Below are 20,407 nucleotides of genomic sequence, written 5' to 3' on the forward strand. Positions count from 1 at the left end.
TGTTCTCCGTTGTCAGCGCCAGGTTCCCTTTATGGTAATGGTGCCGCTCTGCTCTACTTCACCTTCCCACATCTCATTGCCAACTGTGCCTTGCACCATGGGGTCGGTCAGGTCGAACTCCAGCGCCAGCTTGTAGAACCGGGTGATGCCCTGGCCGTTGACGGGATCGTTCCACTCCTGCGGTGGTTGGTTGTCCTGTATACCCAATGTACGTATATCTACCGGAGTCCGATCGCAGCGAATGGCGTGCCGTGAAGCCGCACCATGAGCCACCGAATCGAATACCAGTCTGGTGGGTAAAGGTACGGCTTGTTCGGGTGCTGACGAGCCAGCAGGATAGAAAGTGCAATATCCCTGATAAGGCGAACCTCTATCCTGTGAAATGGAAATTTCCAGCATGTCGGCACTGATAGGGCCGCTATCAGAGATATTGTATGAGAAGCTCAGAATATCTTTTCCGACCTGACCCTCCCTGTAAGGGTTGCTGACGCCTTCCGAAGATAAAATGGAAACGCTAAAGTCCCGTGGCTTTATAACTATTTCAGTTGTGCCACTGAATTCATAGAATCCACTTTCCGGTGCTTTGATATTTCGCATATTGAAGTTAATCATGCTTCTCGTCAATTGATCTTGAAGGCCAAGTCTAACCACTTGTTTGAAGAAATTACTGGAGAGAAAGAGATAAATGGACGACTGGCCTTTAAGATAGCTGACATTGTAGTCAGCCCCTTTGTATGCCCAATTGATGAGATTTGTACTCATCTGTACATCGGCACCAGCAATAGCACTATTAAGAGCTGTATTTTTGATATTGGTGTATACATAGGGATCGGAAAATGATTGGCTACCATCCTGATTGAAATCGTAGTCAAGAAAGCGACAGAGAACGCCATCACGCGTGCCAAGCCGATAGTTTTCACAGCCTTGAGAGCCTGGCAGTACATATGGAACACCATTGCTATCAACAATAATTTCACTGATGGCATTGGTTTGTATAAAACGTAGATGACCGGACTTTTTATGTCGAACCTTCTTAACGTACCAAGTACCACTGCTTTGATCGATGCAGCGTTCTCCTGCGGTAGCATCATATATTCTGGTCGTCATGCAGAGATTCATCTCCCTATTAAGGATAGTACCTACCGGCATGGTACGAAGGTAATCAAAGAAGCTGGAGCTTAATTTTGTATGAGCATATCCAGTCGCAGCCTTCATTAATCCAAAAAAACCAGTTTCATTTACTACTGCTGGCTTGTTGACCGCTTCAGCTGTTTGAGGATCACATCCTGCCCAGCTTTTGATGCAACGCTGATTAATATAGGGATGACGGATCGGGCCATTTTCCCACATGTCGATATTATAGTTTGTGACAGTGTAGTTATGCGCATTGTCAGCATATGCCAGACTGACCTGTCTTGAATCAGACGTCCATGAATTTCCGCCTGATAGACGAGGGTCCAGGTAATCGGTTGGTGTAATAAATAAATTATGGTCTTCCTGATTCTCAATAAACAATAAATGACGCAGGTCTGCATCGGCCAAATTATATTTTGTGACAGCGGCACTGCTGTACTGTGCCCAGCCAGCGCCAAGTACAATGACCAATAGCAATCTGTAAGTGATGTTCATGATCAATACTCCCTAACCATGGCGTAGGTGGGCAGCCCCTGGCAGGTCACGATCCCGACCCAGACTGCGCCCGTGTGTTTTTCAAGATCCAGCTCGGCTTCACAGAAATCATTTCCCTGGCGGAAGGTCAGCATGGGATTGGCTTTATCCACATCCAGAGAAAACTCGCCGGTTTCGTTGGTGACAGTAGTGCCGATATGGTTGTCAATGCGGGCGTTGGCCAGCAGTGACCCATCCTCTGCCCTGAGTATGCCGAAGACAGTGACCATCTCCTTGATCGCACTGCCTGCATCCAGAGTGGCGACGTTGCCGGGAAAGAGGGTGTAGCGCTGCTTGCCGGTATTGATGTCGTAGCTGTCTTTGCCCGTCTTGCTGTTTAGCAGCTCAACTTCGTATTCCTGATAGGGAGAGAGCGCGAGGAATGCCTGTTCCCCTTGCAGGGGATAGTCTTGCCCATTCACCTTGGCGATCATCTGCCCTTCACGGTTGATCCCGGTATTGATGATTAAACCGGCACCTGAGGTGCTCCTGCCCGATGCAATAACATCATTCTCCGTGGTGATCAGGGCGCCACGTGCAATGAGGTTGCCATTCATGTCCCCACCATGGCCACGGCCGAGCGTCATTGAGCCGCCTATGGCTCTGTGCTCAAAACCCAGGGTGCCGGAGAGCGCCATATTGTGTTCATCGCTGCCGTGCACCATGCGCGAAGCGTTGAACGTCGCCAGATTGATGACACCCTCCATGCGCTTCTGGTAGCCGAGGTTGGCCGTTGTCTGGCCCTGCTCATTGCTGCTCATACCGAAACTGAACAGGTTGTCGAACGGAATCGAGTAATCCAGCGTGATGCTCTTGTTGCTGAAGCCATTGAGAGTGCCGCTGTCACTCTGCAGGCTGGCGCGCATCGACAGGTTGCCGTAGCGGCCAGCATAGAGGTGCTGGTAGTAGTCCACATAGCTGCGGTCGCTGCTCATCTGGCGGTCGTGCGTGGTGTTGAATGTCAGCTGGCCAAGGCCGCTGATCCAGCCCCCCAGATTGAGCGTGATGCCGGCGGAGTAGAGTTCGGTCTCGCCCACCGTCAAGGCGCTCCCTGCCTCCAGTTTTTCCTGGCTGACCCACAAGGAGGCATTGTCATGGACCTGCAGGGAGAGACTGGAAGCAAGTCGCCACGAATGGTCGGAGGCCAACATGCCTTGCAGCTGGGTGCCGAGGTGCTCCGTCGCCTGCCAGCTGGCTCGTGCTTCGCCCACAGCCGCCTCCTTGAAGGCATAAGTTGTAGTGGCCAATTCAAGGGTGCCCAGCGAACGCGCGAGCGACAGACCCAGCAGGGGAGAATCGCCGTTGTTCTGGGAGCTTTCCATCATGCCTCCCCACCATTGCCATCCCCACTCCCGGGTAAAACCCTGGTTGCCGCCCAACTTGGTCACACGCTGGGTGGTGGTGCTGGTCAAACGCCCATCGACATAGACTTCTACCGTGACGTTGTAGACCCCGTTGGGGAACGAAGAGGTATCGAGGTGCTGGTTGCCGATGGGCAGGTTCTGCAGGCCAATCAGGCGTTCATCGCGATATACCCTGGCTTCGCCATTGGCAGGCATGAAGACTTGCACCGGCGTGGTTGACTCGTTGGTTGCCTGTTTCCGAGATTGCGCCTGGTTACCATACGATGCCCCGTAAATACGACCCGTGGTCAGGCCTGTCACCACTCCCAGCGTCTGCAAGTCCCAGGTGGACACCATACCGGCCGCCACCCGGCGATCATCAAGGTCCCGCTCGTACATGGCACGGTAGATATCCCCGCTCTGTTCCGGTTGACCCAGGTTGTAAAGGGAGGCGTCCATGGCCACATGATGGGCCCCCAGCCCGACAGTGCTGTCCAGTTGCAGGAAGTTGGAGTCGCTGTGACCGCTTTGCTGGTTGTTGATGAAGGAGTAGCCCAGGTTGTAGCGATGCACGCCAGTCAAGGAATCGACGGTTGGAGTCAATGCCACACGGTTGTCTGGCTGCTTGGCCTGGCCAAATGCTTCCCGTGAAACCCGGATCGTCAGCAGCATGGCGACCAGGTCCAGCTGCATGCTGGCGTTGCCGTCGATCTGCAAACTGCCATCAGCGGAAAAAGTACGTCTTTTCTTGCTGGAGAGCATGGTGGTGAGGGTGTCGTTCAGCACACCTTGCTGCTGTCCGGCGCTGAAATCAATGTGCAGTAAATGCAGTTTGCCATCCTGAAGCATCAGGGTTGCATTGCCGATAGAGTCATCGGTCTGGGTGTCGATCCGATTGCCCTCATCCGTGTATTGCAGGCGTACTGGCACCGCGAGCCCATCTTCCAGTGCGCTGGCAAAGCTGGCAGGAATGATGACGTTGGCGATCCTGAGGGGAGAGGTGCTGGCAGAGACTGACATCGCAATCAGCCATAAGAGTGGCAACAGGCAGGCTTTTTTCAACATATCAGGCACCATGGCTCCAGATTTCGGCAATGGGGCACCGCCACCCGACGGGATGGTGAAGGCAGTACCAGCACAAAGGTTATTTGACGACGACGAATTCCTGACCCAACCAGAGGCCTAAATGGCTCTTTTTGTCACTTATGTTGACCTGCTTGAATTTGCGTTGCTTGCCCGGCAGGTCGTAGTAGGTTTCCTTGCACAACTCCTGGCTTTTCAGGCAGGGTCCATACGCAACTGTGCGGTAAGAGGCATTACCCTTGTTGGTCAGGGTGTCGCCCTTCAGGTCGTAGGCAAATTGCTGCTGGCGCGGTGTGACCACCAGAATGGTGCCTATCTGGGCTGAGGTGGTGGCCACAGCCTGTCTGCGTTCGTTGCGCTGATCGTCTACGGAGAGTGCCGTGTCCAGCCAGCGGATGCGGTAGTAACGCTCCTTGCCATCCTGCGGGCCCTTGTAAAAGAACCTCACGTTGTTCTTGGCGTTGGCGGGCAACATCAGTCGGCTGGGTGACAGCATCAGTTCACCGTCGACCTCCATCGGCATCTCCTGTCCGCCCTCTTCCGGAGAGGAGATGCGCGTTACTGTGACAGTGACCAGTCGGGCTTGATCGCTGTCATTTTCGATTTGCTTGGCTACTTCCTGGCTACCCGCATCGATGAAGGTGGTCACGGCGCCGACATTGATTGCCTGGCTGAGACCAGGCATGAGGAGCAGCCATGGCACTAGTACTTTCAGGTTCATGATATTTCCTGGGATTGAAAAGGGCCCCGCGGGGCCCTGAATGGTGTGCGGTGGATGGGTCAGACCCAGTTAGCAACGAATTCGACGTTGACTTCACCACTCCACAGACCGTCTGGCAGGGCATCAAAGGTGGTGGTGCTGCCACCGGCGGTTGCGCTCTCGATGTTGAAGGTGAAAGAGCCCTGTGCCGTGGTGCGCTGAGAGTCGTCCTTGAACCCATTGGCGATGGGGGAGAGGTTGCCACCCGTGATGCCGGCCGCCGTATCGATCAGTGTGGTGTAGGCGGTGGTGCTGACCGGTGCGCCGCCCCACAGCACGCCCACATCGACGGTGGAGTCGCCGCCCAGATGATTCAGAGTGCCGTTCAGCTTCTTCGCCTTCAGGGTGAAGTCGGTCGCGCTGGCATCCCCCTTGATGGCGACATCAAACAGGCCGTTGACGGTATTGAACCCCTTGATCCCTTCGGCATATTGGAAGGAGAGGCTGGAGAGCGGGGTAACAACCAGCTCTGAGGTGGTGTCCTTCTTGGCGGTGGCCTGCCAGGTTGCTACTGCGGACGCTTCAACGGCTGCCTGAGTGGCGGCGGCAAAGCCCAGGCCTGCAACTGTCAGTGCAATAAGAGTCTTTTTCATCTTGGTATTTCCTACACGTTTCCCGATAGGTGGACATGGCCACCTGTTTGATTCATTGCACCACTGGTGCTTTCCTCTGCCGTCCCATCGGCCAATTTGACCAAGGGTTGCTGCCGAACACTGGAACATATGGTTCCGTTGCCCAGCTCATTTCTTCGCCGACTAAGATAGCGATCAGACCTGCCTGGATCGATCGAATGCTGTGTAGGAAAAATCCCAAAGAGTGATGGGCTGCAAACTTCAGAATATTGTGGTTCTTGCTTCTTTCTCTGAGCGGGAAATGTTGTCATGTATTTGATTTGTATCTTTTTTTCATTTTTTTCTATGATTTTTTCAGGGGGGATGAGAAATGACAGAGGAGAGTGAAGAGAGGGGGCGTAATCTGGCAATGGGAGAGATTCGTATGGGTTGCGCTAAATGTAATCGATTGATAAATAAATAAAAAATAGGGAGGCTATAATGAATATTCGCTTCTAAATACGCTGACTTATATGTTTGTAACATATTGTGAACAACAAGAGGCTGTATGGTGTAGCTGTTTGATTTGTAGTTAATATACTCTTCGGAAAGAACGAAAAAGAAGGCATGTATATGGCGAAGGTAGTGATAGTAGATGATCATCCTGCAATAAGAATGGCTGTAAACATGCTTCTGAAGCAGGATGGACATCTTATTTTAGCCGAGGTCGATAATGGTGTTGATGCGATCGCCATGACCAAAAATAATCGACCGGATATCGTCATTCTTGATATTGGAATCCCTCAGCTGGACGGTATCGAGGTGATTAAAAGACTCAAGCAACTGGATATGGGGGTCAAGATTTTGGTGTTGTCAGCACAATCTACCCACCATGTCATGGTGCGCTGCCTGCAAGCCGGTGCCGATGGTTTTTTGTCCAAGCTGGAGGATCTGTATTTATTGAAGGATGCAATTGTAAAAATAGAAAAGAAACAGCTCTACTTTCCTCGAGAGGTGATTGCCGGCGCCAGACATGCCCATACGGTCGATGGGGAGGATCTGCTGTCAACTCTCTCTTCCCGCGAGTTGAGCGTGCTGCTCCAAATATGTCAGGGCCAGACTAACAAGCAGATTGCAGAAAGCATGTTGCTTAGTGAAAAGACAGTCAGCACTTACAAGACCCGGTTGATGAAAAAGCTCAATATAACCAACATCATCGACCTGATAAGTCTGGCCAGACGGCAGAAGCTGCTTTGATAGCGATGAAATCCCTGCTGCTCTTCCTCGTTCTGCTTTGCGCGTGGCCGTGCGCGGCCAATGCGCAGGAAGAGCCACTGCTCCAGGTCTATTCGCGAGATGGCGGGGAATATCTGGATGCCAGCCCCCTGCCATTGCATGGGGAAGAGTGGCGCTGGCTGCAGGAGCGCGAGCGGCTGATCATGGGGGTGCCAAGACCCGACAATCCTCCCATGGACATCACCCTGCGCGCCAATGCTTATGAGGGGGTGACGGCCGATATCGTTGGTATGCTGACCCATTTGCTGCACATCGACATCATGGTGAAAGGATATCCCTCCCGAGCGGCGGCCATAGAGGCACTCAAGCGAGGGGAGATCGACTTGCTGAGTGCCTCAAATTCTTATGAGCAAGAGCAACAACTTTTGTTAACGGATAAATATATTGCGGATGACCCTGCCATCTATAAAAACATTCGAGTAAAAGAGCGGGAAATAAAGACGATTGCCGTGCCTGAGTATTATCTGCCATTCATGGACATCATGCGGTATTTGTCAGACTACAAAGTAAAAATATATCCCTCCCGTTATAGCGCACTCTCTGCGGTGGCATATGGCCAAGTGGATGCCGTCATGGTTGACATGATCTCCGGGAATTTTATTGTCAACAAGTTTTACCAGAACAGCGTTCAATTATTGAAGCCACTTTATATTGATACCGATGGTTTTGCCTTTGCCCTCAACCCCAAGGAGCGGCGGCTCAAGAGAATAATAGATATAGCACTGGGAGAAATCCTCGAGGGCAAGCGGGCGGAAGTGGCCAAACGCTGGAATGGGGGAGGCTTGTCCATTGGTGCCAGCAGGGTCGACTTGACCAGCGAGCAGTGGGAGTGGCTGGGCAAGCGGGAGAAAATCCAGATTGCGGTCAATAGCGGCGTGCCACCTCTCAGCTTTCTCGATGTCACTGGCACCATGCATGGGGTGGTCGCCGATCTGCTGCAGGTCATTCGGGCGAAGCTGGGGGTGGAGATCGAGGTGGTTCCGGTCAAGACGCCCGAGCAGATGACCCAGTTGCTGGATGGCGGCCAGGTGGATGCGGGTGTGCTGAGCCCGTCAGCGGAGCGCAGGAACCGCTATCTGTTCAGCAGGGCCTTTGTCCTCGATCCTTTGTCATATGTGGTGGGGTTGCGGCATAGGGAGACATCTTCGGAGGCCTTGCTAAAGTCCGGCACAGTGGCCGTGGTCCAGGGTTTTATCTCGACTCAGGCCATAGAGGCTGAATATGGCAAGCTGACAACACGTCAGTTCGACAAGATTGAAGATGCGCTGCGCTGTGTTGCTAATGAGGTGTGTGATGTGACTGTCTTGCCGCTTCGGGTGGCCAAGTACTACATAAACAGCAAATTTCCCGACAGCCTCTTCATCACGGGGGAATTGTTCGATTCAATTCCGATCAGTGCCGCCTTTGCGGTCTCCCCCGACCATCAGATGCTGCGGGATATTCTGGACAAGGTGATTGCCATCATACCGCCGGATGAGCTGGAAGGGCTGTCCAACCGTTGGCGAGTGAGTGCTCAGCAGGAGGCTATCTCCTGGCAGGAACTGCTACGGGAGTTCGGGGTCTTCATCGCACTGATCCTGTTGCTGACCATCTGGGTCAGCCTGTGGGGTCTGTCTCTGCGCAAGCAGGTTCGTGAGCGGCGGTTGGTGGAGGGGGCACTGAGCACCCAGCTCAAGTTCATCGCCGATCTGGTGGATGGGACACCTCATCCAATTTATGCGAGGGACCAGGATGGACGCCTGCTCCTCTGCAACAGCAGCTATGCGAGTTTCTTTGGTGAACCCAAAGCCAGATTGCTGGGTGCAAGTCTGGATGAAGATCGCAAGCGTTGGCCCTTTCTTGCCCCCCTGATTGCAGACCTGACTTTCTCCCGTGAGGCGCGACTTGCGCAGGAGGGAGATCATCGGCTGGTCATGGCGACAGGCGTGGTGGATGTGTATCACTGGGTTCAGCCTTATTACGACCTGGATGGCAATGTACAGGGGGGGATTGGCGGCTGGATCGATGTGAGCGAGCGCGTGCGTTTGCTGGATGAACTGGCGGTGGCCAGCCAGGAGGCTCAGGAGGCCAATCGTGCCAAAACGACCTTTCTGGCGACCATGAGTCATGAAATACGCACCCCCATGAATGCCATCATCGGCTTGCTGGAGCTGGCTCTCAAGCGGGGCCGCCTGCATGAAGAAGATCAATCCTCACTCACCATTGCTCATGGGTCAGCAAAAGACCTGCTGAGCCTGATCGGCGACATTCTGGATATTTCCAAGATTGAGTCTGGTCGGCTTGAACTGGCACCGGAGCCTCATGACATAGCGGCTCTTACGGCGTCTGTCGTGACCGTATTCAACGCCCTGGCCCGGGAGAAGAATCTGCGACTGGAGCTCATTACAGGACAAGCACACTGGGTGCAGATAGACGGACTCTGTTACAAGCAAATACTCTCCAATCTGATCAGCAACGCCATCAAGTACACCGAGCAGGGATCGGTAAAAGTGACCCTGGCGTCACAAGCCAGCGATGGCTGGTGTACCTTGCAACTGGTCATCAGGGATACCGGAATAGGGATTGATCCGGTAGAGCAGGCGCGACTGTTCCAGCCCTTCCGTCAAGCCAGCCAGCCGGAGCATATCCAGCAATCGGGAACCGGTCTGGGGCTGATGATTTCCCGTACCCTCTGCGAATCGATGGGGGGGTCCTTGCTGCTCGAGAGCGAGCCCGGGCATGGTACTCATCTGCGTCGAGATGAAATTGCCCCTGGCTGATGCGGTGGTGCCTGCTCCTCCCGTGGCATTGGGCACGATGACAGGGCATCACCGGCGACTGCGGGTCATGATGGTGGACGATGACCATCCCGCCAACCGGCTGCTGGTCACCCAGCAACTGGCATACCTGGGGCATGATGCCACCGCCGCCGAGTCGGGGGGCGAGGCGCTGGCACTGTTTGCCAACACACCCTTTGACGTGATGATCACCGACTTCAACATGCCTGGCATGAGCGGCTTTGAACTGACCCGCCAGTATCGTGCTCTGGAGCTGAGCCGGGGTACGCATCGTTGCCTCATCCTGGGGTTGACGGCGGATGCCCGCCAGGAGCAGGTGAGCGAGGGGCTGACCGCCGGCATGGACGACTGCCTGTTCAAGCCGGTCGGGCTGGAAGAGCTGGAGCGCTGCCTGTGCGCCAGCATGCAGCATGAGGAAGCAGCAGGCTGATGAGCGCTGCATGCAGGAGATAAGGCAATGTCTGGGACCATTGACCGGCAATCAGCCTGCGCTTGATGTCTCCCTTGCTGGCCGAGTTTGTCCGTGCCAGTGACGATGACCTCCTGGGCCTGCATGCAAGCCGCAGAGGGTGGGCTGCCGTTTTCTGGATAGGGTGCACCGTCTGAAAGGAGGCGCCAGGATCATGGGAGACACTGAAACTGGTTGCCGTGTGCAGCGAGATCAGAAGTCCTGGGTTCTCGATGAGCGGACGCTGCCGATAGCGCTGGCGCGTCTGCAGCATGCCTACGGGATCGTCAGACTGGCCATCATGCAAATGCAGTCCAGAACCGGAATGAAAATGAAGGCATGCCGGGCATGCCTTCATGGATGGTCAACCGTGCCAGTAGACCAGCAGTTCATAGGCCGCTTCACCGGTCTGGTCGGTTTGGCGGCCGGAGCCAGATAGCTGAGGAAGTAGCGGGTGGCCTGGGTCAGAGGCAGGGCATGGTGTTGTGGCAGTGGCTGGCCGTTGAGAGCCAGCTTGAAGTCGGTGCCAGCTTGCTCGGGCAAACTGGCATACAGGGTGCGAGCCTGCAATTGGTAGGTGGTGTTGAAGTCCGGATTGCTGAGGTTGATGGCCTCGGTCTGGACCGGGCTGCTGTGATGTGGAAACTGAATTGACCGGTTGCTGCCCCGGGTGGGTGAGCGAAATTTCCATCCCGGTACTCTTGCTGGCGGTGGCAGGCCAGGTGAGCTGATTGGTTTGTGTGTCGGCCTGAGCCGCCATCGCGCAGCAACCAGCCAGTAGTGCCACCATGATCCTTTCTGAGACATATGATTATCTCCTGGATATCGAGGTTACCCCGCTGCCGGGGGTCACTCATCTATCGGCATCCAGCCCGCGGCGAAGCTTAATCTGTACCCCACTATTCGGAATGAGCTGACAGACGGGATACGGGGTATGATCCCGCGCCTTGTCCTCCCTTCATGCCATAGATATGGAATCCCTGCTTTGCTCGAAAATCAGATGATGTTGTTGGCGGTGTTTGAACGGGCGGCGCTGATGCTGATGACGCTCTTCCTCCTGACCCGTACCAGACCCTTCCAGCGACTGTTCCAGAAGCGGGATCACACCCCGGCCGAGCTGCTGCTGGTGGCTGCCATCTTCGGCCTGTTTGCGGTGTTCAGCACCTACACCGGCATTCCGGTGGAGGGGGCGCTGATCAACGTGCGGATCATCGCCATCATCTCCGGTGGCATTCTGTTCGGCCCCTGGGTCGGCATTCCGGCCGGGGTCATCTCGGGGCTGCACCGCTATCTCATCGACATGGATGGTCACACCTCCATCCCTTGCCTCATCGCCAGCATCATCGCCGGTCTGCTGGCGACCTGGCTGCACCTGAGATGCCGCAAGTCGCGGCTCTGGCTCTACGGCATACTGGCGGGCATGGCCTGCGAGGGGCTGACCATGCTGCTGATCTGGCTGCTGACCGAGCCCCATGCCGTGGGTGTGGAGATCGTCAGCCACATCGCCTATCCGATGATCGCCGGGACGCTCTGCATCGGTCTCATCATCAAGCTGGTGCAGGATCTGGATGACGAGAAGGAGCTGATTGCCGCCAAGCAGGCCAAGCTGGCGCTGGACATAGCGAACCAGACGCTGCCCTTCTTCCAGAACATAGATCGCCACTCCCTCGGTCAGGTGTGTGCCGTGATCCGGCGCGAGATCGACGCCGATGCGGTGGCCATTACCGACACCCGGGACGTGCTGGCCTATGTGGGGGTGGGCAAGGATTACTACGAGCTGGACGAGCACCACGCCATCAGCGACATGACCCAGAGAGCCGTGCTGCTGGACCAGATCATCATCAACAACGATCTTCGCCAGTATCACCTCTCCGATTTTCACTCTGTCATCATCATCCCGCTGCGGGAAAATGGCGCCGTCAGCGGCACCCTCAAGATCTACTACCGCCGCACCCACAGCATCACCAGCTCCCTGCGAGAGATGGCGGTGGGCCTCTCCCAGCTCATCTCCACCCAGATGGAGGTGTCGCGCATCGAGCAGCTCAAGGAGATGACCCGCAAGGCGGAGTTCACCGCGCTGCAGAGCAAGATCAACCCGCACTTCCTGTTCAATGCCCTCAATGCCATTTCGTCGCTCATCCGCATCCGCCCCCAGCAGGCGCGCCAGCTCATCGCCAACCTGGCGGACTACCTGCGCTACAACCTCAACAAGGGGGACGAGCTCATCGACATCCAGGAGGAGTTGCAGCAGGTGCGCGACTACGTGGCTATCGAGCAGGCTCGCTTCGGTGACAAGCTGGAGGTGGTATTCGAGGTGGACGACGTCCACATCCAGGTGCCCTGCCTGCTGTTGCAGCCCCTGGTGGAAAACGCCATCCTGCACGGCATCCAGCCCCGCAGTGCCCCGGGCCGGGTCACCATAGAGGTGAAGCAGCTGGCGGGCGGCATCCGGGTGGCGGTGCGCGACACTGGCTACGGCATCAGCCAGGCGGTGATCGACGGGGTGGCCGCCGGCCGGGTGGAGAGCCGCAGCATAGGCCTGATGAACGTGCATCAGCGGGTCAAGCTGCTCTATGGCGACGGCCTGCACCTCAAGCGGCTGGAGCCGGGTACCGAAGTCTGTTTCTATCTGCCGGATCAGGAGGCGATGCCATGTTGAGAGCCATCACTGTTGAAGACGAGTCGCTGACTGGAGAGGCGTTGTCATGCTGAAAGCCATTATTGTCGAAGATGAATGTTTGACGCGGGAGGCGCTGGCCTCTCCTGCGTTCCCTCAGGGGGCGATGCCATGTTGAAAGCCATCATAGTGGAAGACGAGTACCTGGCCCGGGAGGAGCTGATCTATCTGGTGAACCAGCACAGCCAGATAGAGATAGTGGCGAGCTTCGAGGATGGGCTGGAGGCGTTCAAATACCTGCAGGATCACGAGGTGGATGTGGTGTTTCTGGATATCCAGATCCCCTCCATCGATGGTCTGCTGCTGGCCAAGAACCTGCACAAGTCGAGCCATCCGCCCCACATCGTCTTCGTCACCGCCTACAAGGAGTTCGCGGTGGAGGCGTTCGAGCTGGAGGCGTTCGACTATATCCTCAAGCCCTACAACGAGCCGCGCATCATCAATCTGCTGCAAAAGCTCGAACATGCGGGCAAGTCGCAACCGGGGCAGGGGGAGGTGAGCAGCCCGCAGAATCGCACCATCAACCTGGTGAAGGGGGAGCGCATCATAGTCACCCCCTGCGAGCAGATTTACTACGCGGAAGCGGACGAGAAGCTCACCTATGTCTACACCCGCACCGATCGTTACGTGATGACCATGGCCCTCAGCGAGTTTGTCAGCCGCCTGCCGGCGGAGGGCTTCTTCCGCTGCCACCGCTCCTACTGCGTCAACATCAACAAGATCCGCGAGATAGTGCCCTGGTTCAACAGCACCTATCTCATCCGGCTCCATGATCTGCCGTTCGAGGTGCCGGTCAGCCGCAGCAACATCAAGGCGTTCCGTCAGCTGATGCGCCTCTGATTGTCATTCATGCCTGCCGATCTGCATTTCATGCCTTAATCTGCCGGCGCGAGCCGCGTCTTGCCTATAGTGGCCTCAATTTCCTTATGGCCATTCCCCGAGACGCATCATGACTAAAGAGATGAATCGCACCCGGTATCTGACCCTGATCGGTACCATCATCACCCAGTTTGCGCTGGGCTCCGTTTACACCTGGAGCCTGTTCAACGCCCAGCTCTCCGACAAGCTGGACGAGCCGGTGAGCCAGGTGGCCTTCGCCTTCGGCCTGCTCAGCCTCTCCCTGGCGGTGGCCTCCTCCCTGGCGGGCAAGCTGCAGGAGCGGTTCGGGGTGCGCAACGTCACCCTGGGGGCCGGCGTGCTGCTCGGCATCGGCTTCTTCCTCACCGCCCACGCCAGCAACCTGGCCATGCTCTACCTCTGCGCCGGCATACTGGTGGGCTTCGCCGACGGGACCGGCTACCTGATGACCCTCTCCAACTGCGTGAAGTGGTTCCCGGAGCGCAAGGGGCTCATCTCCGCCTGCTCCATCGGCGCCTATGGTCTGGGTAGTCTGGGCTTCAAGTACATCAACCTGCTGCTGCTCTCCAACAACGGGCTGGAGGCGACCTTCCAGCTGTGGGGGCTGATCGCCATGTCCATGGTGCTGGTGGGTGGCATGCTGATGAAGGATGCGCCTCAGCAGGCCGCTTCCGTGCAGCAGACCGAGAGCCGCGACTTCACCCTGGCCGAGGCCATGCGCAAGCCGCAGTACTGGATGCTGGCGCTGATGTTCCTCACCGCCTGCATGAGCGGCCTCTATGTCATCGGCGTGGCCAAGGACATAGGCGAGAAGATGGTGGGCCTGCCAGCGGTAGTCGCTGCCAACGCCGTCGCCATCATCGCCATGGCCAACCTGGGTGGCCGTCTGGTGCTGGGCATTCTCTCCGACAAGATGTCCCGCATTCGGGTCATCACCATAGCCCAGCTGATCACCCTGGCAGGCATGGCGTTGCTGCTCTTTGTGCCGCTCAATGCCAACCTCTTCTTCGTGGCGGTAGCCTGCGTGGCCTTCAGCTTCGGCGGCACCATTACCGTCTACCCCTCCCTGGTGAGCGACTTCTTCGGCCTCAACAACCTGACCAAGAACTACGGCGTCATCTATCTGGGCTTTGGTCTGGGCAGCATCATAGGCTCCATAGTCGCGTCCCTGTTCGGCGGCTTTATGGCGACCTTCAACCTCATTCTGGTGTTGCTGGTGGTGGCCCTGGTGCTCTCCCTCACCATACGGCTGCCGGCCCCGGTTGCGGTGGCGGCGGATCGGGGCTGACCTGGTCCCCATTGCGGTAAAAAAAGACCCGGGCATTGGCCCGGGTCTTTTCGTTGGTACCAGCGACGCTTAGCGCGGCGGCAGGCCCAGCAGGGCGCGCAACTGGTGCGCGGTGGCCTCGACCGCAGACCAGTCGGTGCCGGTGACGGTCACATGGCCCATCTTGCGGCCGGGGCGGGCGTCGCCCTTGCCGTAGAGGTGCAGGTGCACGCCGGGCAGGGCCAGGGCGCCGGCCCAGTCAGGGGTGCCGCCCTGCCAGAGATCCCCGAGCAGGTTGAGCAGTATGGCGGGCTGAACGTCAGCCTGCGCCGGCAGCGGCAGATCGCACAGGGCACGGACCTGCAGCTCGAACTGGCTGCAACCGGCGTTGTCGATGCTGGGATGGCCCGAGTTGTGGGGGCGGGGCGCCATCTCGTTGACCAGCAGCGCGCCGCCCACCAGGAAGAACTCCACCGTCAGCACGCCCACGTAGTCGAGGGCGGCGATGATGTGCTCGGCGATGCGCTGGGCTTCCGCCTCCAGGGCTGGGACATTGGCCGGGGAGCGGGTCTGATCCAGGATGCCGCCACTGTGCCAGTTCTGCACCAGAGGCAGGGCGCTGATGGCACCGCTCGGGCTGCGGGCCAGGGTGAGGGCAAACTCCCCCTCCAGCGGCAGGCGCTTCTCCAGCACGCAGGGCACACCGCTGGCGGCCAGGGCTGCTGGCAGCTCGGCGGCTTCGAGTATGGTCCACTGTCCCTTGCCGTCGTAGCCTTCGCGGGCTGTCTTGAGAATGGCGGGGAAGAGGTCGCTGGGCAGGGCCGGCAGCGGCTCGCCCGGCAGCAGGGTCAGGTTCGTGGCGACCGGCACGCTGGCGCGGGTCAGGAAGGCTTTCTCTTCCCGGCGATCCTGGCAGACACGCACTGCGCTGGCCGCAGGGCGTACCGGCAGGTGCTGCTCCAGCAGGGCCAGGGAGGCGGCCGGCACGTTCTCGAACTCGCAGGTGACGGCATCACAGCGGCTGGCCAGATCGCGCAGCGCCTCGGCGTCGTCATAGGCTGCCACTATCTGGGCGTCGGCCGCGGCGCCAGCGATGCTGGCGGGATCCGGATCCAGCACTATCACCTGATAACCGAGGCGATGGGCCGACATCACGAAATAGCGGCCGAGCTGGCCGCCACCTAGCATGCCGAGGGTAGCGGGGGGCAGTATCATGCCGGGTCCTCCAGTTGCAGGGCCAGCACCCGATCGCGCTCGTTGGCGCGGAAGCTGTCGAGCTGCTGATGATAGCGAGGGGCGTCGCCATCCTGGGCAACCGACAGCAGGGAGACGGCAAACAGACCGGCGTTGGCGGCACCCGCCTCACCGATGGCGAAGGTGGCGACCGGCACCCCCTTGGGCATCTGCACTATGGAGAGCAGAGAGTCCATCCCCTTGAGCTGACGGGTCGGGATGGGCACACCCAGCACAGGCACTGTGGTCTTGGCGGCCAGCATGCCCGGCAGGTGGGCGGCTCCGCCGGCCCCGGCGATGATGGCGCGCAGGCCGCGTTCGCGGGCACTGGCGGCATATTCGAACAGCAGATCCGGGGTGCGATGGGCGGAGACGACGCGCGCTTCATAGGGCACGCCGTGCTCCTTGAGGATGCGGGCTGCCGCTTGCATCACGGGCCAGTCGGAGTCAGAGCCCATTACCAGGCCGATCATTGGGGGGGTCGTCATTACGGCTTCCTCGGGGGTGTCAAACGTTTGCCGCATGTTACCAAAAAGCCGTGGGACCTGGCTCAACATTTCTTGCGTCTGACCCCTTCGGATTGCGCTCAACGGCGGCCATGACAGAGGTGCAGGGTAGCATCTGTGCCACTCGACACCCTCTTGTGGGAAAAAACGATGATAGAAATCTAGATGGCTATACATCCAATCTGGCTCTGCCTATAATCCCCCCGCTTTGGCGCATCATGCTTAAAAGGGAATCCGGTGAGAATCCGGAGCTGGCGCGCAGCGGTAAGGGGGAACGAAGCGACATCAGGGCACTGCCGTCAGGTGGGAAGCCGTCGCCGTAGGCCATCAGCCCCCAAGCCCGAAGACCTGCCAAAGTTCGTATTTCGGGCCGAGAGAAACCGGCCACGAAGTAGATGCTTACGCGAACTTAAGGATCTCTCATGTCCAAGAAATTATTGGCGGCTGCCCTGTTGCCAACGGCGGCCTTTGCCCAGTCTTCCCTTCCTGCCAATGACACCATGGTAGTCACCGCCAACCGGGTGGAACAACCCGTCAGTGCTGTGCTGGCTCCCGTGGTGGTGATCGATCGCGCCGAGATTGAATCCCGCCAGGTATCGAGCCTGACGGATCTGCTCAAGACCCTGCCCGGGGTACAGATCACCACCCTGGGTGGCCGGGGCCATATGAGCAGCCTCTTCATCCGCGGCACCAACTCCAACCACTCCCTGGTGCTGATGAATGGCCGTCCCATCGCCGCCATGGTGGCTGGCACGCCCGATCTCAGCCAGATCCCCCTCGGCAACATAGAGCGCGTCGAGTACATCCGCGGGCCGCGGGCCGCCGTCTACGGTTCGGATGCCATAGGTGGCGTCATCAACCTCATCACCAAGACCTCCGCCAAGAGTGGCAGCGAGACCCACCTGAAGGGGGGCGCAGGCAGCCATGGTTATGGTCAGGGCCAACTGCGCACCGTGCAGGCTCTGGGCCAGCAGACCGACATGAACCTGCTGGTGGGCTATGAGCGCACCGATGGGTTCGACGTGGTGGCTGGTGCCCAGCAGCCGGATCGGGACGGCTTCGACAGCCTCAATGGCCAGGTCGGGATGAACCATGCCTTCAACGACGCCTGGAGTGCCGATTTCAACGCCCAGGGTTATGACAACCAGACCGAGATGGACGATGCCTATCAGTCGGCCGACCAGAGCCGGGTGAAGGCCTTCCAGTACGACGGTGGTCTCAAGTTCCAGAGCGAGACCCTGACCAGCCGGCTGGAAGCCAGCTATGGCGAGAACAAGCTGAAGAGCTGGCTGGAGAGCCAGGGGGAATCCAGCGCCCAGCCGATCCACACCGGCTTGACCCGCTTCTCCTGGATCAACAGCTGGAGCGGCATCGAGGGGCTCAACCTGACCGGTGGCGCCGACTGGCAGCAGGAGCAGATGAAGTCAGATTCGCGCAGCTATGGCCAGGCCTTCAATGCCCCGGATCGCGACAATACCGGCCTGTTTGCGGTGGGCAGCTATCGCTGGCAGGCCCTGCTGTGGGAGCTGTCCGGCCGCACCGATGACAACGAGCAGTATGGTCGTCACAACACCTGGTCCGCCGCCAGCGGGCTGGACATAGACGACAACCACAATGTGCGGCTGAGCTACGGCACCGGCTTCAAGGCGCCGACCTTCCTCGATCTCTACTATCCCGGTTATGAGAACCCGGATCTGAAGCCGGAAGAGAGCAAGAACCTGGAGCTGGACTTCTCCGGCCGTTACACCGCCTGGGATTGGTCAGTGAACCTCTATCGCAACCAAATCCAAAACCTGATTCAGTGCCAAAAAGGTTATATCACCTGCAGCCAAGGACAACACGGATGCCGATATTGAAGGCATCGAGTTGGCGCTGGGGCTGGATACCTGGCTCCGCTACATCATGACTTCAGCTATGACTACACACGCGACCGAAGGACAAAAATGACGGCGATCAGCCGCTGCTGCGCCGCGCCAAGCAGAAGGTGCCTGGCTGACCAGTTTTACGACAGGCCAAATGACCTGTCGACCGAACTGCTCTACGTGGGCAAGCGGGTGAAAGACTTGATGTTGGCAATGGTGGTGCTGAGCTCTTACACCCTGGTCAATCTGGGTGCGACCTACGCAGTTACGCCTGCAGCTGACATTGGGCGGTCGCATCGATAATTTGTTTGATCGCAATTACGAAGTCGCCTAAGGCTATGCATCACCGGGCACCGAGTTCAAAGTGACTGCCGACTACCGCTTCTGATGCTTTATTCGGTTCATCCTTGAAAAACCGAGGCCCTGCCATTGGCAGGGCCTTTTCTATTGGCGGCAGGCGGGAGTATGATCGCCGCCTTGCACCAAAGGGGAGCTCAAGTGGCCAATATTCTCGTGTTTGACTCCGGTATGGGTGGCCTGACCATCTACCGCGAGATCCGTCGCACCCTGCCGGCACACAACTATTTCTACTGCTTCGACAACGCCAACTTCCCCTATGGTGAATTGAGCGAGCCCGCTCTCATCGCAGCCTGTTCCCGCTGGTGACCACCATGGTGGCCGAACACGCCATCGATCTGGTGGTGATCGCCTGCAACACCGCCAGCACCATAGCCCTGCCATCCCTGCGAGCTACCCTGAGCATTCCTGTGGTGGGGGTGGTGCCCGCCATCAAGCCTGCCGCCGCCCTGACCCGCAATGATTGCATCGGTTTGCTGGCAACCCCGGGCACCGTCAGCCGCGAATATACCCACGAGCTCATCGCCCAGTTCGCGCCGGGCAAGCGGGTGCTGCTCAAGGGAGCGACCGAGCTGGTGATCGAGGCCGAGCGCAAGCTGGCGGGACAGCCGGTCAACATGGGGCTGCTGCGAGAGGTACTGGCTGACTGGATGGAAGGGGAGGAGAGGCCGGATACCCTGGTGCTGGGCTGCACCCATTTCCCGCTGCTGGGGGATGAAATCCGGCAACTGATGCCGGAATGCCAGCTGGTTGACTCGGGCTGTGCTGTTGCCAAACGGGTGGCCTGGTTGCTGAACAATGGCGGGCATACCGTCGTGCAGCCTGTACATATAGAAGAGGTTATTGCCAGAGCTTACTGTACCCGGCTGGATGGGGAGGCTCAAACTGACAGCCCCCTTGCAAGCATGGGGGCTGTCATCACTGGAAGAGGTGAAGTACTGACGAGCGGTTAGGCGTCAGCTTCGCTACCTTCTCTTTCCTCTTTATCACGTTTGTCGTTGGCTTCACGTACCTTGAGGGTGCGCTGCTGATACTCCTTGTCATTGAGCGCGGCTATGGCCTTGGCCGCATCGGCGACCGGCATCTCAACAAATCCGAAGCCCCTGCGCTTGCCAGTGGCCTTGTCTTTCATCAGACGGACGGAAATCACCAGACCCTGCTCGGCAAAGAGCTCGCGAACGGCAATCTCGTTGGCACGGTAGGGCAGGTTGCCTACATATAAGGTGCATGTTTCTTGGCTGGCGTTCTGCTCGGCCACAGCGGCAGGAGCCCGGTTAAGGAACAGCGGTACCACGAAACCGCCAATGGCCAGACCTACGGCAAAAATGACTTCGGCTTTCAGGGAAAACTGCAGGGCCTGGGCAACCAGATAACCGACCAGCGCCAACACCAGAGCGAGAACGGCCGCCTGCACATAAACGGGAAACTTGGATAAATTCATCTTTAAAGACCTTTTGTAAATGAAAGCAAAAAAGGTGCAACACTCTATTCACCTCCATGGTAACCAGCTTTACGACAGGACGCTACCATGGACCACTTGGGACACATTATCCGCTTCAGTATGGCATTCCCAAGGTCAAGGAAGGCGACATAAATGACGCTAAAATGGGAGTGAAATAACCGGATTGTGGATAACATTGTATATATACACTGAATAAGCTGTTTCTAATTGAATAATTTGAAATTTTCGTGATTATCCTCAAAAAAGTCTTGTCATCGCA

Annotated in this window: 14 protein-coding genes, 2 pseudogenes and 1 riboswitch; of the genes and pseudogenes, 8 read left to right on the top strand and 8 right to left on the bottom strand. The window is 57.6% G+C overall.

Going from position 1 to position 20,407, the window contains the following annotated elements; translation table 11 throughout:
- Positions 1–12: 12 nt before the first annotated feature.
- The 4 genes from ACF2JD_RS18885 to ecpA all read right to left on the bottom strand — a co-directional run bounded on the left by ACF2JD_RS18885 (position 13) and on the right by ecpA (position 5,447).
- The gene (locus tag ACF2JD_RS18885) at positions 13–1,629 is read right to left on the bottom strand and encodes a hypothetical protein (protein WP_440987955.1); all 1,617 of its coding nucleotides are present in this window, start codon (positions 1,627–1,629) and stop codon (positions 13–15) included.
- A 2-nt stretch (positions 1,630–1,631) separates the two neighbouring features.
- Positions 1,632–4,076, bottom strand: coding sequence for a CS1-pili formation C-terminal domain-containing protein (locus ACF2JD_RS18890; RefSeq protein WP_440987956.1), 2,445 nt, complete (start codon positions 4,074–4,076; stop codon positions 1,632–1,634).
- Between the two features lie 79 nt (positions 4,077–4,155).
- Entirely contained in the window at positions 4,156–4,815 is a 660-nt protein-coding gene (locus ACF2JD_RS18895) for an EcpB family pilus assembly chaperone (protein ID WP_440987957.1), read from the bottom strand.
- 59 nt (positions 4,816–4,874) lie between these two features.
- Positions 4,875–5,447 (bottom strand): common pilus major fimbrillin subunit EcpA, encoded by a 573-nt coding sequence (ecpA, locus tag ACF2JD_RS18900; protein WP_290030502.1) that lies wholly within the window; start codon positions 5,445–5,447, stop codon positions 4,875–4,877.
- A gap of 591 nt (positions 5,448–6,038) precedes the next feature.
- Between ecpA and ACF2JD_RS18905 the strand changes: the two genes are divergently transcribed.
- From ACF2JD_RS18905 to ACF2JD_RS18915, 3 genes are read left to right on the top strand one after another with little or no spacing between them, the layout of a single operon-like run.
- Positions 6,039–6,662, top strand: a complete 624-nt coding sequence (locus ACF2JD_RS18905) for a response regulator transcription factor (RefSeq protein ID WP_025325232.1) — start codon at positions 6,039–6,041, stop codon at positions 6,660–6,662.
- A gap of 5 nt (positions 6,663–6,667) precedes the next feature.
- Positions 6,668–9,460: an ATP-binding protein gene (locus tag ACF2JD_RS18910; RefSeq protein ID WP_440987958.1), complete on the top strand. Its 2,793-nt coding sequence runs from the start codon at positions 6,668–6,670 to the stop codon at positions 9,458–9,460.
- On the top strand, positions 9,420–9,908 hold the full coding sequence (locus ACF2JD_RS18915) for a response regulator (RefSeq protein ID WP_440987959.1): 489 nt from the start codon (positions 9,420–9,422) through the stop codon (positions 9,906–9,908). The genes ACF2JD_RS18910 and ACF2JD_RS18915 overlap by 41 nt, the downstream gene beginning before the upstream one ends.
- A gap of 372 nt (positions 9,909–10,280) precedes the next feature.
- Here the strand turns inward: ACF2JD_RS18915 and ACF2JD_RS18920 are convergent, their stop codons facing one another.
- The gene (locus ACF2JD_RS18920; RefSeq protein WP_440987960.1) at positions 10,281–10,733 is read right to left on the bottom strand and encodes a hypothetical protein; all 453 of its coding nucleotides are present in this window, start codon (positions 10,731–10,733) and stop codon (positions 10,281–10,283) included.
- Positions 10,734–10,911: 178 nt separating this feature from the next.
- Between ACF2JD_RS18920 and ACF2JD_RS18925 the strand changes: the two genes are divergently transcribed.
- From ACF2JD_RS18925 to ACF2JD_RS18935, 3 genes are all read left to right on the top strand, one after another.
- A complete protein-coding gene (locus ACF2JD_RS18925; RefSeq protein WP_234570694.1) occupies positions 10,912–12,585 on the top strand; it encodes a sensor histidine kinase in 1,674 nt (557 codons plus the stop codon).
- A gap of 129 nt (positions 12,586–12,714) precedes the next feature.
- A complete protein-coding gene (locus tag ACF2JD_RS18930; protein WP_440987961.1) occupies positions 12,715–13,443 on the top strand; it encodes a LytTR family transcriptional regulator DNA-binding domain-containing protein in 729 nt (242 codons plus the stop codon).
- A 109-nt stretch (positions 13,444–13,552) separates the two neighbouring features.
- Positions 13,553–14,749 (top strand): L-lactate MFS transporter, encoded by a 1,197-nt coding sequence (locus ACF2JD_RS18935; protein WP_247627613.1) that lies wholly within the window; start codon positions 13,553–13,555, stop codon positions 14,747–14,749.
- A gap of 69 nt (positions 14,750–14,818) precedes the next feature.
- Here ACF2JD_RS18935 and ACF2JD_RS18940 read toward each other — a convergent pair whose 3' ends face one another.
- Positions 14,819–15,943 (bottom strand): 5-(carboxyamino)imidazole ribonucleotide synthase, encoded by a 1,125-nt coding sequence (locus ACF2JD_RS18940; RefSeq protein ID WP_262113923.1) that lies wholly within the window; start codon positions 15,941–15,943, stop codon positions 14,819–14,821.
- Entirely contained in the window at positions 15,940–16,449 is a 510-nt protein-coding gene (purE, locus tag ACF2JD_RS18945) for a 5-(carboxyamino)imidazole ribonucleotide mutase (RefSeq protein ID WP_025325239.1), read from the bottom strand. The genes ACF2JD_RS18940 and purE overlap by 4 nt, the downstream gene beginning before the upstream one ends.
- Before the next feature lie 210 nt (positions 16,450–16,659).
- Positions 16,660–16,837: riboswitch (cobalamin riboswitch) on the top strand.
- A 52-nt stretch (positions 16,838–16,889) separates the two neighbouring features.
- Between purE and ACF2JD_RS18950 the strand changes: the two are divergent.
- Both ACF2JD_RS18950 and murI read left to right on the top strand, forming a co-directional pair.
- Positions 16,890–18,663 (top strand): annotated as a pseudogene (locus ACF2JD_RS18950) (TonB-dependent receptor domain-containing protein).
- Between the two features lie 164 nt (positions 18,664–18,827).
- A pseudogene (gene murI / locus ACF2JD_RS18955) lies at positions 18,828–19,628 on the top strand (glutamate racemase).
- 7 nt (positions 19,629–19,635) lie between these two features.
- Here the strand turns inward: murI and ACF2JD_RS18960 are convergent.
- Positions 19,636–20,127 carry an RNA recognition motif domain-containing protein gene (locus ACF2JD_RS18960; RefSeq protein ID WP_440987962.1) on the bottom strand — a complete coding sequence of 164 codons (492 nt, stop codon included), beginning with the start codon at positions 20,125–20,127 and terminating at the stop codon, positions 19,636–19,638.
- Between the last annotated feature and the right edge of the window lie 280 nt (positions 20,128–20,407).

Source organism: Aeromonas ichthyocola (genome assembly GCF_046087985.1).
Taxonomy (GTDB): domain Bacteria; phylum Pseudomonadota; class Gammaproteobacteria; order Enterobacterales; family Aeromonadaceae; genus Aeromonas; species Aeromonas rivipollensis.

What these genes read in the sequence shown, in the direction of transcription:
- ACF2JD_RS18885 (WP_440987955.1), bottom strand. Translation starts at nt 1,629, where the DNA reads ATGAACATCACTTACAGATTGCTATTGGTCATTGTACTTGGCGCTGGC.
- ACF2JD_RS18890 (WP_440987956.1), bottom strand. Translation starts at nt 4,076, where the DNA reads ATGTTGAAAAAAGCCTGCCTGTTGCCACTCTTATGGCTGATTGCGATG.
- ACF2JD_RS18895 (WP_440987957.1), bottom strand. Translation starts at nt 4,815, where the DNA reads ATGAACCTGAAAGTACTAGTGCCATGGCTGCTCCTCATGCCTGGTCTC.
- ecpA (WP_290030502.1), bottom strand. Translation starts at nt 5,447, where the DNA reads ATGAAAAAGACTCTTATTGCACTGACAGTTGCAGGCCTGGGCTTTGCC.
- ACF2JD_RS18905 (WP_025325232.1), top strand. Translation starts at nt 6,039, where the DNA reads ATGGCGAAGGTAGTGATAGTAGATGATCATCCTGCAATAAGAATGGCT.
- ACF2JD_RS18910 (WP_440987958.1), top strand. Translation starts at nt 6,668, where the DNA reads ATGAAATCCCTGCTGCTCTTCCTCGTTCTGCTTTGCGCGTGGCCGTGC.
- ACF2JD_RS18915 (WP_440987959.1), top strand. Translation starts at nt 9,420, where the DNA reads ATGGTACTCATCTGCGTCGAGATGAAATTGCCCCTGGCTGATGCGGTG.
- ACF2JD_RS18920 (WP_440987960.1), bottom strand. Translation starts at nt 10,733, where the DNA reads ATGTCTCAGAAAGGATCATGGTGGCACTACTGGCTGGTTGCTGCGCGA.
- ACF2JD_RS18930 (WP_440987961.1), top strand. Translation starts at nt 12,715, where the DNA reads ATGTTGAAAGCCATCATAGTGGAAGACGAGTACCTGGCCCGGGAGGAG.
- ACF2JD_RS18935 (WP_247627613.1), top strand. Translation starts at nt 13,553, where the DNA reads ATGACTAAAGAGATGAATCGCACCCGGTATCTGACCCTGATCGGTACC.
- ACF2JD_RS18940 (WP_262113923.1), bottom strand. Translation starts at nt 15,943, where the DNA reads ATGATACTGCCCCCCGCTACCCTCGGCATGCTAGGTGGCGGCCAGCTC.
- purE (WP_025325239.1), bottom strand. Translation starts at nt 16,449, where the DNA reads ATGACGACCCCCCCAATGATCGGCCTGGTAATGGGCTCTGACTCCGAC.
- ACF2JD_RS18960 (WP_440987962.1), bottom strand. Translation starts at nt 20,127, where the DNA reads ATGAATTTATCCAAGTTTCCCGTTTATGTGCAGGCGGCCGTTCTCGCT.